Here is a 13,016-nt window from a genome sequence, read left to right on the forward strand (position 1 = left end):
TGTATGTACCGATTTCAAGTTAACGGTATTTGGCGTGAGGTGGAAGAAGATAAGCGACTAATGGATTATCTTCGCGATGACCTACGCTTAACCGGAACAAAGGACGGTTGTAGTGCAGGTGCTTGTGGGGCTTGTACGATTCTCATTGATGGGAAGAAGGTAAAAGCTTGTATAGGTAAAGTTTCGCAAATGGAAGGCAAATCAATTATTACTATTGAAGGCCTTACAGAGCGTGAAAAAGAAGTATATGTATATGCTTTTGCAGAATGTGGAGCTGTACAATGTGGTTTCTGTATTCCAGGTATGATTATTAGTGCAAAGGCATTATTAGATACTACACTAGAGCCTACAAGAGCAGATGTTCAAAAAGCTTTATTGGGCAATATTTGTCGTTGTACAGGATATGTAAAAATTGAAGATGCTATTTTATTAGCAGCTCGTATGTTTAAAGAGAATGTACCTGTTCCTAAAAATGATGCAGACGGTACGGTAGGATCTCGGTTGCATCGTGTTGATGCGATGGAGAAAGCATTGGGTACAGGTTTATATGTAGATGATATGGTAGTGGATGGCATGATTTATGCAAAAGCTATTCGCTCTAAATATCCAAGGGCTCGTGTAGATGCAATTCATATTGAAGAAGCTTTGGCACATCCTCAATGTGTGACAGTACTAACAGCGAAAGATGTACCTTTTAATAAAACAGGTCATATTGTTCCAGATTGGGACGTAATGATTGCAGAAGGGGATATCACTCGCTATGTAGGCGATGCCATTGCAGTAGTTGCAGTAAAAGAAAAAAAATATTTACAAGAAGTATGTAATCTAGTGACTGTAGACTATACAGAATTGACACCTGTAGTCACTCCAGAAGAGGCTTTAGCAGAAGGGGCGCCTCAATTACATCCGAATGGTAATATTTTGTCTCATCAATCATTAAGTCGTGGTAATGCAGATGAAGCAATTGCCAATGCGGCGCATGTAGTTACTCGTCATTATTCTACACCACAAACGGACCATGCATTTATGGAACCAGAATGTGCTATTGCAGTGAAAACTGAAGACGGAGTTCAACTCTATACAGGCAGTCAAAGTATATATGATGATCAACGTGAAGTGGCTCGTATGTTGGAGTTGGATGTGTCCAAAGTAAAAGTCCACAGCATGCTAGTAGGTGGTGGCTTTGGTGGTAAAGAAGATATGAGTGTGCAACATCATGCAGCACTTGTAGCTTGGAAAACGGGACTTCCAACGAAAGTACAGTTAACTCGACAAGAAAGTTTAGAAGTACATACAAAACGCCATGCCATGGAAATGGATATTACTACCGCTTGTGATGCAGAAGGTAAATTAGTAGCCACAAAAGTAAAAATTGTTTCCAATTGCGGAGCTTATGCATCCTTAGGTGGCCCGGTATTGCAACGGGCAGGTACACACTCTAGCGGTCCATATAATTTTGAAAACTTCTCGATGGATGGTATTTGTGTATATACGAATACAGTACCTGGCGGTGCATTCCGTGGGTTTGGTGTAACACAAACGATTTTTGGGCAAGAAGTGAACATTGATTTACTAGCTAAAGAAGTAGGTATGGATCCTTGGGAATTCCGCTATAAAAACGCAGTACGACCTGGTGATTACTTACCAAATGGACAATTATGTACTCCAGATACAGGTATTGTAGAATGTTTGGAAGCCGTTAAAGATTCGTATTATGCCAGTGATCGTACAGGGCTTGCCATTTGTATGAAAAATAGTGGTGTTGGTGTAGGTTTGCCAGATACAGGACGCGTTATCCTAGAGGTTCGTGACGGTAAAGTTCGTATTCGTACATCCGCAGCATGTATTGGTCAAGGTGTAGGTACAGTAGCGGCACAAATTGTGGTAGAAGCTACGAAACTTTTACCAGAACAAATTGTAGTAGAAGCACCAGATACAGAACGGACACCAAACTCTGGTACAACTACAGCATCTCGACAAACGGTATTTACAGGGGAAGCAACACGTAGAGCTGCTGAAAAATTAGCAGAATTATTGAAAACTCAAACGTTAGCAGATCTTGAAGGTAAAGAAATATACGAAGAGTTCCTAGGGGTTACGGATCCATTCGATTCGGATAAAAAACATCCTAAGAGCCATGTGGCTTATGGGTATGGAGCTTGCGTAGCTACGATTGGAGATGATAACAAAGTAAGTGAAATTCATGTGGCCTATGATGTAGGACGAGTGGTGAACCCTCAATCTTGTGAAGGCCAAGTTGAAGGTGGCACAATCATGGGGATGGGCTATGGTGTAACAGAAGACTTCAAATACAATGAAGGTAAAGTAGTTACAAAATATGGCACATTAGGCTTGTTGAGAGCTACGCAACGCCCAGAAATCAAATGTACATTCATAGAAAAAGGTACGCCAGACCAATATGCATATGGTGCTAAAGGTATTGGGGAAATTAGTAGTATTCCAATTGCTCCAGCTATTGCGAATGCATATAATCGTTTGGACGGTATGGAACGTTGTTCTTTACCACTTGAGAAAACTGGATATCGAAAATAATCAGTAAGGGAGAGAGTGTACTAAGTCTATGAGGGAGATGTTGTAACAAGCACGGAAGTGCTTGTTACAGCGTAAGATGATGTCGAATATTCAAAACATGATATAAGCATAAGACTAGTATATTCTATTAAGTAATATGAGGTGATTCATATGGCACATCAAATTCAGGGAGTTAATCATGTAGATGGAATGTTACCCATTCCTAAATTGTTTGCCTACGGCTTACAACACGTATTAGCCATGTATGCTGGAGCAGTAGCGGTTCCAATTATTATAGCTCAAGCTATGCACTTATCAGGAGCGCAATTGATTCAATTAATTAATGCAGACTTATTTACTTGTGGGATCGCTACATTGATCCAAACATTAGGATTTTGGAAAATAGGTGCAAAAATCCCGTTGATTCAAGGGATTACATTTGCCGCAGTATCCCCTATGATTTTAATTGGTCAGGAACATGGGATGACAAGTATTTATGGGGCCGTTATTGTAGCAGGGATAGTTACATTCTTGATTTCCCATCTATTTAGTCGTTTAATCCGCTTTTTTCCACCTGTAGTAACAGGTACCATTATTACAATAATTGGTATTACATTAATGCCAGTATCCGTTCGTTGGGTAGGGGGAGGTAATCCTAGTTCTCCTGATTTTGCGAACCCTGTCAATTTATTTCTGGCTATCTTAACATTGGTTATCGTGGTAGCTGTGTATCGATTTGGTAAAGGCTTCTGGAGTAATGTAGCCGTATTAGTAGGGTTAGTAGTAGGAACATTAGTGTCCATGGCTCTTGGCGTAGCCCATTTAGGAGCTGTTGGTGAAGCTGAATGGTTTGCAGTAGTGACACCACTTGCTTTTGGTTGGCCAACCTTTGAATTTTCATCCATAATTTCTATGGTCATTGTTATGTTAGTTGTTATGACAGAAACAACTGGCGACTGTATTGCTATCGGTGAAATTGTAGAAAAACCAATTGGTAAGAAAGAATTAGCAGCTTGTTTACGAGCAGACGGCTTTGCAACTATGATTGGTGGCTTACTAAATAGCTTCCCTCATACTGCATTTGCACAAAACGTTGGTCTTGTAGCAGTAACCAATGTAAAAAGTCGCTTTGTAGTGGCAGCATCTGGTGTTATCTTGGTGTTATTAGGCTTATTCCCTAAAATGGCGGCTGTGGTAGCAAGTATTCCTAATCCTGTATTAGGTGGTGCTGGCGTGGCTATGTTTGGTATGATTATCGCTAGTGGTATTCGTTCTTTGTCTAAAGTACAATTTGATGGTACTTACAACCTTATGATTGTAGCAATCAGTATTGGCGTGAGTATGATTCCTTTGGCAGTTCCAACATTCTATGATCATTTCCCTGAATGGCTAAAAATTGTTCTTCATAGTGGTATTACATTTGGTAGCTTAATGGCAGTGGCATTAAATGTATTATTAAATGGCTATGGTTGTGAAACACATGTAGCACAAGTAACACGTCGTGAAAAAGCAATTGCTCGCTTAGATAAGTGGAAAGCAGAGCGTAAAATTCGCAGAAAACAATCTATTTAATCACAATATTATATATGGCTAGAGTTAGGTTACATATATAAGTGCTTTCTTTATACAGAAAGTAGCAGGAAAATAGGTAAGCACCAATTATATGTATAATTGGTGCTTACTTTGTTTTTTAATATATGGTATTCTAGTTATAAGAGTTGTGTAGTCTGTAACAGATCCAAGCTATTTAATATAGTATCCACTTCATCAGCTGTGTTGTGGTAGCCAAAGGAAAAGCGAACGGTTCCTCTAGGATAGGTTCCTAGTACTTGATGGGCTGTAGGAGCACAGTGCAACCCAACTCTAGTAATAATATGATAGGTTTCTTCTAAATTGTGTGCCAGTTCTGCTGGGTCACAATGATTAGGAGAAATTGAAATGACGGCTGTCCGGTTATGAATGTTGGGCATACCATGAATGGTATACTTTGGTAGTTCTTGTAATCCACATATGAATTGTTTGGTCAAAGACAATTCGTGTTGGTAAATGCTATCGATACCTACTGTATTGAGATAGGACAAACTAGCATGAAGACCGAGGATGCCTGGAATGTTGGGCGTACCAGGTTCAAAGCGGTCGGGAAAGGTAGTGGGAATCTCTACAGTATGAGAGAAACTACCAGTGCCGCCAGTTAGTAGAGGGTGTATTTGATGAGCCACATCTTTGGTAAGAAGAAAGCCACCGACCCCTTGAGGCCCCAATAATCCTTTATGACCGGTAAAGCACAGGATATCAATGTTCATGTCTTTCATATGGATCGGTAAGATACCAGCAGATTGGGCAGCATCTACGATACACAATAGATTGTGCTCTTTACAGAATGCACCGATTTCAGCAATGGGTTGAATGGTACCACACACATTAGATACATGAGTCACTAGAATGGCCTTTGTAGTAGGTAAGAGGAGTGATTCTAAGGTGGAGGTAATCATTTCCCCTTGAGGTGTGCTTGGAATGGTGGAGTAAGATACACCTTTCATAGATAATTGGTGGAGCGGACGCATGACGGCGTTATGCTCTAAGCTGGAAATTAGGAGGTGATCACCGGCAGAAAAAAGACCTTGTAAGACCATATTTAGACTAGTTGTTACATTGGGAGTAAAGATGACGTATTTTGGACTAGGTCCACCTAATAGTTGTTGTAACTGTTGACGTGTTTCTAAGAGCAAGCGTTCTACTTGGTATGCATCCTCGTTAGAGGAGCGATGGACAGAGGCTCCGTTATAGGAAATGTAATCATACATAGCCTGCGCTACAGTGGGCGCTTTTGGAAAAGAGGTACTGCTATTATCTGTATAGATGGATTTCATAAGTATAACTCCTTTTAATATGTATATTATATTTAGTATAAAGTAAGCCATGAAAAATATCAATTTGTAGGGACCAAAGCAAACTAGTCGAAGAGGTAATGTTTAGTAGGAGAGGTACTATGAGTGTAGTCAGTGAAAAGCAAAGAATTATTATTGCTGGATTAATTATTGGCGCTATAGCTAGTTTTTTAGTGTTAGCGGGAAACCCACAAAATATGGGCTTTTGTATTGCTTGTTTCATTCGTGATTCTGTAGGGGGATTGGGTCTGCATAGAGCAGCACCAGTACAATACATTCGTCCAGAGATTATTGGATTAGTGTTAGGAGCCTTTTTATTATCTTGGTTCCGTGGAGAGCGATCTGCTAAAGGTGGTTCGGCTCCAGCAACGCGATTTACCTTAGGATTTTTTACTATGATTGGTTGTCTTATTTTCTTAGGTTGTCCATTCCGTATGATTTTGCGATTAGCTGGTGGTGATTGGAATGCTATTATGGGTCTATTAGGATTTACTGGCGGTATTGCAGTGGGGACCGTATTCTTAAAACGTGGCTATTCCTTGGGTAGAACGTATATCGTATCTAAAATGGATTCTTATATTATGCCCGTAGCACAGGTGATTTTATTAGGTCTTGTGGTGGCAGCGCCAGCGTTCATTTTCTTTACTGAAAAAGGACCAGGTGCCATTCACGCTCCATTGTGGATTTCTTTGGCAGCAGGTTTAGTCGTAGGTGGCTTAGCACAATACAGTCGTCTTTGTATGGTAGGTGGTATCCGAGATATCATTCTATTTAAAGAAACAAAATTAATTCTTGGTTTTATTGCGATTCTTGTAGCAGCGTTCCTAGTGAACATTTCCGTTGGTAACTTCCATCCTGGTTTTGTGAAACAACCAATTGCGCATACAGATGGATTGTGGAACTTCTTGGGTATGGCCTTGGCGGGCTTGTGCTGTACATTAATGGGTGGCTGCCCATTACGTCAATTGATCTTATCCGGTGAAGGTAATTCCGATTCTATGATTACAGTTGTAGGCTTAGCAGCAGGTGCAGCATTTGCACACAATTTTGGCTTGGCAGCCTCAGGTACAGGTGTTCCTGTAGCAGGTCAAATTGCTGTAGGTGTAGGCTTTGTTATCGCCTTAGTAATTGCTGTTAAAAATATGCGTAAATAAGGAAAGCGGGAGGTAAGTATGATTGATGTAAGAGGACTATCTTGTCCAGAACCAGTGATTATGGTACAAAAAGCGATGGCATCAGGTGACAGTCAATATACTGTGCAATCTGACTCTAAAACAGCGGTGGAAAATATTACTCGCTTTGTAGTAGCTCAAGGATACACAATCGTATCTAAAGAGGAGAACAGTGAGTATATTCTCACTATCACAAAATAATATGGAATATGTAGCAACGTTTTATTCTCACTTCGGGGCTATCCAATTTGAACAATTTTGTAAGCAGGCACACATAACTGTACGCTTACAGCCTGTTCCTCGTTGGCTTAGCTCATCATGTGGTACATGTGCAATTTTCCAAGTGGATCGATGCATTGTTGAAGACATTCCTGAAGATATTTTAGAAGATATAGAGCAGGTTGTAGAGAAACAAAAAGAAGGATATAGAGAGATCTATAAAAGTAATTGAACAGCTTGCAAACTATATCTCATATAAAATTGATATTAGGCATACATAAACTAGTCTCGCATAATGATAGATTCATTGGAGTACAAAGTAGTTTGTGTATGCCTATTTTTATTTCCATGATTGTTAGTAAGTTATGATGTATATGGATTATGCATATATGGATGCGTAGTATCTAAGGTAATTCATATGCCAAAATCTTCATATACATGGTACAATAAGGGTATAGAGATGTTGGAGTCAGGAGGTATAAGTATGCTTATGTTTATGCAAGTGCAACAGCCTAAAACAGTAGAAGAGGCGCATGCACTAATGGTGAAGCAAAAGATGGCGCCCATCTTAGCAGGTGGATGTTGGACACGATTGGGAAATCGTAAATGGCCTATGGTGATTGATTTGTCTGAATTGGGTCTTCGTTATATTGAAGAAGAAGACACAGAATATCGCATTGGAGCCATGGCAACACAACGAGATGTAGAGGTGTACGAACCATTTAAAACATTCTGTAGAGGAGTGCTCCCAAAAGCTGTGAAAGATATTTTAGGTGTTCAATTCCGCAGTATGGCTACCATGGGGGGATCGGTAGCAGCGAAATTCGGGTTCTCTGATATTATTCCTGCCTTATTAGCATTACGAGCAGAGGTACGTTTATTTGAAGCGGGCCGCATGCCAATTGAACAATACTTAACCTATGGAACAAGAGATTTATTGCTTGAAATCATTGTACCAAAACAAGAAGTACCAGTGGCGATTGAAGCCTTAAGAAAATCGACTTCAGATTTTCCATATTTAACAGGATCTGCTCGATTAGATGATCAAGGCTATTCCGTATACATTGGTTGTCGTCCGGGCAAACCAGCATTAGCTACAAAAGCTTGCCAGATGATTAATGAAAATGGATTAGGTGCTTTGGATGAAGCGGTAACCTTAATTCAAGAGGAATTATCCTTTCAAAGTAACTCACATGCAGGTGCAGAGTATCGCTTAGAGATGGCAAAAAACATGTTTAAACGATTGGTAAAAGAGGTGGCACAATGGAAATAATGTTACAAGTGAACGGAGTGAAACGAAAAGTTCTCATCGAAACAGATGAAATGTTATTGGAAACATTACGTAACTTAGGCTTTTATAGTGTACGTTGCGGTTGTGATACGACAAACTGCGGTTTATGTACTGTATGGGTAGATGGAGATCCTATGTTATCTTGTGCGTATCCTACTTTTAGAGCCGTAGGCCATGAGATTACTACCTTAGAAGGCGTAGCGGAAGAGGCAGCTCATTTGGCGGATTGCTTGGCAGAAGAAGGGGCTGATCAATGTGGCTACTGTACAACAGGCATGATGATGAGTGCTATTGCCTTGAGCCGTAAATATCCAAATGCTACGGATGAAGAAATTAAAGCTTACCTAAATAATAATTTATGTCGTTGTACAGGTTATGAATCGCATATGCGTGGGATTCGTAAATTTTTAGGAGGCAAAACACTATGAAACACTTAGGAAAAAGTTACAAAAAAACAGACTCCACAACGATTTTGAGTGGTAAAGCAGCCTATACAGAAGATTTTATTCCATCCAATGCACTATGTATTAAGGTGCTTCGTAGTCCTCATGCATTTGCTAAAATTGTAGATATTAATATTGAGGCCGCTTTAAAAGTACCAGGTGTGGAAGCGATTTATACTTACAAAGATGTGCCACAAACTAGATTTACCTTAGCGGGTCAAAGTTATCCAGAACCATCTGCATACGATATGTTGATTTTAGATCAAGTGGTTCGCTATGTGGGGGATGAAGTAGCCTTAGTGGTGGCCGTGGATGAACGGAGCGCATTAAAAGCGATGCCTCTCATTAAAGTAAAATATGAAGTCTATGAACCTGTGTTGGATATGCATACAGCCATCGATCATCCAAGTATTATTCATGCAGAAGATGATCTCCATTATAACTTCCCAGTAGGGGGAGATCCTAAGCGAAATATTGCGTGTTCCTATAGTCATGTAGTGGGTGATTTAGAAGCAGAATTGGCGAAATGTGATTATGTAGTAGAAGAGTCTTACTTTGACCAAGCTACTTTACAATCGGCAATGGAAACCTTTAGAACCTTTGCCACTATTGACCAATTTAATCGCCTTGTTATCACTAGTTCGACACAAGTACCATTCCATATTCGTAGACATGTGGCTCGTGCGTTAGGGATTTCAGCGGCACAAATTCGTGTTATCAAGCCTCGTATTGGCGGAGGTTTTGGCTCTAAACAAACGGGTTGTACAGAAATGTTCCCAGCCTTTGTGACATGGAAATTAAAAAAACCATCCTATATCGTGTACGATCGTCATGAAGCGAATAACTGCTCCACTAGTCGACATGCACGGGATTGGAAGATTCGTGTAGGGGCTACCAAAGATGGTATTATCCAAGTTATTGACATGGTAGCTGTATCCGATGCAGGAGCACATGGTAGCCATGCGTTGACAACTTTCACAGCAGGAGAACATAAATCCTTGCCTCTATATAACAAAACGAAAGCGATTCGTTATGAATCTAATGTGGTGTACACAAACCATATGCCAGGCGGGGCATTTCGTGGGTATGGTGCTACAGAAGCTTTATGGCCGTTGGAGTGTGCTATTACGAAATTGGCGCATACCATGGGTGTGGACGAAATTGAGTTACGCTTGAAAAACTTAATTGGTGTAGGAGAAACTGCACAATCCTTTCATCCAGGAGAAGTGTTGGCATCTGGCTTATTAAAAGAAGCTATCCAAAAAGCGAAAGAAATGTCCAACTGGGACAATCGTCCAAAATCTTGGAAAATAGATGACCGCCATATGGGTGGTTTAGGGGTTGCCCTAGCCTTTCAAGGATCGGGGATTGCCAATATTGATTCTGCCTCTGTAGAAGTACGCATGCTTGATGACGGTACGTATATGTTATTTACGGGATCTACAGATATGGGACAAGGTTCCAATACGGCATTGGCACAAATTGCTTGTGAAACTTTGGGATGTCCAATGGATATGATGGTTGTGTACGAAGCAGATACTGACGTAGTACCATTTGATCCAGGTTCTTATGCATCGAGTACGACCTATGTGACAGGGACTGCTACGAAACTGGCTTGTGACGAATTAAAAGAAAAAATCTTGCAAGAGTTTGGTCGTATTTTGGAAGTGGATCCAAGTACACTTTCCTTCGATGGAGAAAAAGTGTGGACCGAAGACGGTTCTAAAACGATGACGACTAAAGAGCTAGCGCCGAAGCTGGTATCGGGTCCGAAAGGTCATTATCTAAGCGGTATGGCGACATGGGGCAGTCAAACATCTCCGCCTCCTTTCATGGTGGGTATTGCAGAGGTGAAAGTAGACCTTGAAACTGGTAAAGTAACGCCTGAAAACTACTATGCTGTGGTTGATTGTGGTACCGTTGTAAATAGAAATCTAGCCACTGTACAAACAGAAGGCGGCGTAGTACAAGGTATTGGCATGGCATTGTATGAAGAAATTCGCTATTCCTCTCGTGGTGTGTTAGAAACGAATAACTTCATGCACTATAAATTACCAACACGATTAGATATTGGTAATATTCATGTAGATTTTGTGGAATCCTATGAACCAACAGGTGCTTATGGAATTAAATCCATTGGGGAAGTAGTTATCAATACGTCCTGTCCAGCGATTCAAGGGGCGATCTTGAATGCTACAGGTGCTGAGGTAACTACATTGCCAATGATTCCAGAGCGTGTGTATAAGGCATTACAAAATAAATAGGTAGAGCTAACAATAGGAGATTTGAGATGAGTGATAGGCAGTATTGGGAGTCCTTACTAGAACCTGGAATACTTGCTGTCGTAGGGGCTGGTGGTAAAACAACAGTGGTATCTAAATTAGGTGCTGTGGCAACCAGTCTAAAGCGACCCGTAGTGGTAACGACTACAACAAAGATGGGATCGGAACAAGTGGCCCCTTGGAATCCTTATTATGGAGATGATCTAGCACTAGGAGAGGCTTATATTGTAGAGCAAGTGAAACGTGGTCAGATGGGATCTTGGTTCCAAGCGATAGCAGGTCACAAAGTAGTAGGCTTAGAACCGGAATTACTGGACACATTACATGATCATCATCCAGATTGGTCCATTGTCGTTGAGGCAGATGGGGCAAAAACTAAATGGTTGAAAGCCCCGAAGCCTCACGAACCAGTGATACCGGCTAACACGGTGACTACTATTGCAGTAGTCAACATGCAGGTCTTAGGCAAACCACTCACAGAGGACTATGTGCATCGCATAGAAGAAGTGCAGGCTATCACGGGAATTGCACTAGGAGATAGGATAACTCCAGAAGGAGTAGCAAGACTATTAGAACACGAGAATGGTATCTTTCAATATGCTCGTGGAAAACGGATTGTGTTCTGTACAGGATGCGATGCGGTACATCCATCAGTGGTAGATACATTGTTGCAAGCTTTGCAATCTCTTCCATTACATAAGGTGGTATTGGCTAATGGATATCGCGAAAATTGTTGTATACAAAAGGTGCTAACATGGCAATAGGATGCGTGGTATTAGGGGCTGGACAATCGAAACGTATGGGACAGGCCAAGCAATTATTGACTTATCAAGGGCATACTTTGTTAGAGATTGCTCTTTCTAAGTATGGCAAGATACAACCTCTAGCGGTGGTGATTGACCCACGTATGGGTGTGGAGGATATGGTGCGTAAGGTACAGGGGATTCCTGTGTTTAATGAGGAACCACAACTAGGGCAAGGTACATCGATCCGATTGGGAGTTGAAGCCTTGTTACAATGGGAACGCACACAAAAAGAGCGCTTAGAGGCAATCCTATGTGGTGTTATCGATCAACCTTTACTAAATGTACAAGTGATTGAAGCGTTGTGTCATGCTTTCAGAGATATAGGCGACGAAAAGTCTATTGTACAGCCACAGTATGGACCGAATCAAGAACGAGGTAATCCCGTTGTGTTTGGCAGATATTGGGCGGATGCATTGTGCTTGATTCCTGGTGATATGGGGGGACGTGTCATTTTAAGAGGTGAAGGTGCTCCTCATGTGAGGTATGTATGGCTTGAAAGGCAATGTACTATGCATAGTGGTATTGATATTGATACGAAAGAAGACTATGACCGTATCGTAAGCGAAGGAGGACGTTATGAAACCAATCATTCTCATCCGTAGCGGTGGAGATGTGGCATCTGGCGCTATTTATCGTTTGTGGCGAGCAGGGTATCCTGTGGTGATTAATGAAATTGCCATTCCTACCATGATTCGTAGAGAAGTATCCTATGGGAATGCTGTGCATCGAGGGGAAATGATCTTAGAGCGCTTGCGCTCACGTCATGTACCTTTACAAGATGTGGCACAATTGTTGGCTAGCCGTGAGGCAATTCCTGTGGTGACAGAGCCTTATGAAACTGTATTAGCTACGATACAACCAACTATCGTGGTAGATGCAATTTTGGCGAAGAGAAATGTGGGGACTCAAAAAAGTGATGCCCCCTTGGTCATTGGATGCGGTCCAGGATTCAATGCTGGTAAGGATGTACATGTGGTGATTGAAACCATGCGTGGTCATACCTTAGGGCGATGCATTTATGAGGGTCCTGCTTTAGCCAATACGGGAATTCCTGGTAATGTGGGTGGCTATACGCATGAGCGAGTGATAAAATCTCCTGCGGAAGGTCTATTTGTAGCGAAAAGTCATATTGGAGATCAAGTAGAAGCAGGCTCCGTCATAGGCTATGTAGAGAATGTGCCAGTGCATGCAAAAATAACAGGTACCTTACGAGGCATCTTAGCTTCTAATATATTAGTAACGAAAGGCTTTAAATTGGCGGATGTGGACGCACGATGTGAAGACAGCCATTGTTTTACTATATCAGATAAAGCATTAGCTGTCGGCGGTGGTGTGATGGAGGCCATCACTGCTTGGGAATATGAGCAGATAAAGGAGTAGAAC

General features: G+C 41.3%; 12 protein-coding genes. 11 read left to right on the forward strand and 1 reads right to left on the reverse strand.

Going from position 1 to position 13,016, the window contains the following annotated elements:
- Nucleotides 1-3 precede the first annotated feature (3 nt).
- The gene (gene xdh, locus EO127_RS06000; RefSeq protein ID WP_127448564.1) at nt 4-2,553 is read left to right on the forward strand and encodes a selenium-dependent xanthine dehydrogenase; all 2,550 of its coding nucleotides are present in this window, start codon (nt 4-6) and stop codon (nt 2,551-2,553) included.
- 150 nt (nt 2,554-2,703) lie between these two features.
- Nucleotides 2,704-4,104 carry a nucleobase:cation symporter-2 family protein gene (locus EO127_RS06005; RefSeq protein ID WP_127448565.1) on the forward strand — a complete coding sequence of 467 codons (1,401 nt, stop codon included), beginning with the start codon at nt 2,704-2,706 and terminating at the stop codon, nt 4,102-4,104.
- A 137-nt stretch (nt 4,105-4,241) separates the two neighbouring features.
- Here EO127_RS06005 and EO127_RS06010 read toward each other — a convergent pair whose 3' ends face one another.
- Complete coding sequence (locus EO127_RS06010) at nt 4,242-5,402, reverse strand: aminotransferase class V-fold PLP-dependent enzyme (protein ID WP_127448566.1); 1,161 nt, start codon at nt 5,400-5,402, stop codon at nt 4,242-4,244.
- 119 nt (nt 5,403-5,521) lie between these two features.
- On the opposite strand from EO127_RS06010, the gene yedE reads away from it, so the two are divergent.
- The 9 genes from yedE to yqeB all read left to right on the forward strand — a co-directional run bounded on the left by yedE (nt 5,522) and on the right by yqeB (nt 13,013).
- A complete protein-coding gene (gene yedE / locus EO127_RS06015) occupies nt 5,522-6,574 on the forward strand; it encodes a YedE family putative selenium transporter (protein WP_127448567.1) in 1,053 nt (350 codons plus the stop codon).
- Nucleotides 6,575-6,592: 18 nt separating this feature from the next.
- Nucleotides 6,593-6,793: a sulfurtransferase TusA family protein gene (locus EO127_RS06020; protein ID WP_127448568.1), complete on the forward strand. Its 201-nt coding sequence runs from the start codon at nt 6,593-6,595 to the stop codon at nt 6,791-6,793.
- Nucleotides 6,765-7,043 carry a DUF3343 domain-containing protein gene (locus tag EO127_RS06025; RefSeq protein WP_240646022.1) on the forward strand — a complete coding sequence of 93 codons (279 nt, stop codon included), beginning with the start codon at nt 6,765-6,767 and terminating at the stop codon, nt 7,041-7,043. The genes EO127_RS06020 and EO127_RS06025 overlap by 29 nt, the downstream gene beginning before the upstream one ends.
- 252 nt (nt 7,044-7,295) lie before the next feature.
- A complete protein-coding gene (locus EO127_RS06030; RefSeq protein ID WP_127448570.1) occupies nt 7,296-8,084 on the forward strand; it encodes a xanthine dehydrogenase family protein subunit M in 789 nt (262 codons plus the stop codon).
- Entirely contained in the window at nt 8,075-8,530 is a 456-nt protein-coding gene (locus EO127_RS06035; protein WP_127448571.1) for a (2Fe-2S)-binding protein, read from the forward strand. The genes EO127_RS06030 and EO127_RS06035 overlap by 10 nt, the downstream gene beginning before the upstream one ends.
- On the forward strand, nt 8,527-10,809 hold the full coding sequence (locus EO127_RS06040) for a xanthine dehydrogenase family protein molybdopterin-binding subunit (RefSeq protein WP_127448572.1): 2,283 nt from the start codon (nt 8,527-8,529) through the stop codon (nt 10,807-10,809). Before EO127_RS06035 ends, EO127_RS06040 begins: the two co-directional genes overlap by 4 nt.
- A gap of 26 nt (nt 10,810-10,835) precedes the next feature.
- A complete protein-coding gene (yqeC, locus tag EO127_RS06045; RefSeq protein ID WP_127448573.1) occupies nt 10,836-11,591 on the forward strand; it encodes a selenium cofactor biosynthesis protein YqeC in 756 nt (251 codons plus the stop codon).
- A complete protein-coding gene (locus EO127_RS06050; protein ID WP_127448574.1) occupies nt 11,582-12,235 on the forward strand; it encodes an NTP transferase domain-containing protein in 654 nt (217 codons plus the stop codon). Before yqeC ends, EO127_RS06050 begins: the two co-directional genes overlap by 10 nt.
- Entirely contained in the window at nt 12,210-13,013 is an 804-nt protein-coding gene (gene yqeB / locus EO127_RS06055) for a selenium-dependent molybdenum cofactor biosynthesis protein YqeB (protein ID WP_127448575.1), read from the forward strand. The genes EO127_RS06050 and yqeB overlap by 26 nt, the downstream gene beginning before the upstream one ends.
- The last annotated feature ends 3 nt before the right edge of the window (nt 13,014-13,016 follow it).

The organism is Veillonella sp. 3310, assembly GCF_003999875.1.
GTDB lineage: Bacteria > Bacillota > Negativicutes > Veillonellales > Veillonellaceae > F0422.

Coding starts and splice junctions, on each gene's coding strand:
- xdh (WP_127448564.1), top strand. CDS start 4: ATGTACCGATTTCAAGTTAACGGTATTTGGCGTGAGGTGGAAGAAGAT.
- EO127_RS06005 (WP_127448565.1), top strand. CDS start 2,704: ATGGCACATCAAATTCAGGGAGTTAATCATGTAGATGGAATGTTACCC.
- EO127_RS06010 (WP_127448566.1), bottom strand. CDS start 5,402: ATGAAATCCATCTATACAGATAATAGCAGTACCTCTTTTCCAAAAGCG.
- yedE (WP_127448567.1), top strand. CDS start 5,522: ATGAGTGTAGTCAGTGAAAAGCAAAGAATTATTATTGCTGGATTAATT.
- EO127_RS06020 (WP_127448568.1), top strand. CDS start 6,593: ATGATTGATGTAAGAGGACTATCTTGTCCAGAACCAGTGATTATGGTA.
- EO127_RS06030 (WP_127448570.1), top strand. CDS start 7,296: ATGCTTATGTTTATGCAAGTGCAACAGCCTAAAACAGTAGAAGAGGCG.
- EO127_RS06035 (WP_127448571.1), top strand. CDS start 8,075: ATGGAAATAATGTTACAAGTGAACGGAGTGAAACGAAAAGTTCTCATC.
- EO127_RS06040 (WP_127448572.1), top strand. CDS start 8,527: ATGAAACACTTAGGAAAAAGTTACAAAAAAACAGACTCCACAACGATT.
- yqeC (WP_127448573.1), top strand. CDS start 10,836: ATGAGTGATAGGCAGTATTGGGAGTCCTTACTAGAACCTGGAATACTT.
- EO127_RS06050 (WP_127448574.1), top strand. CDS start 11,582: ATGGCAATAGGATGCGTGGTATTAGGGGCTGGACAATCGAAACGTATG.
- yqeB (WP_127448575.1), top strand. CDS start 12,210: ATGAAACCAATCATTCTCATCCGTAGCGGTGGAGATGTGGCATCTGGC.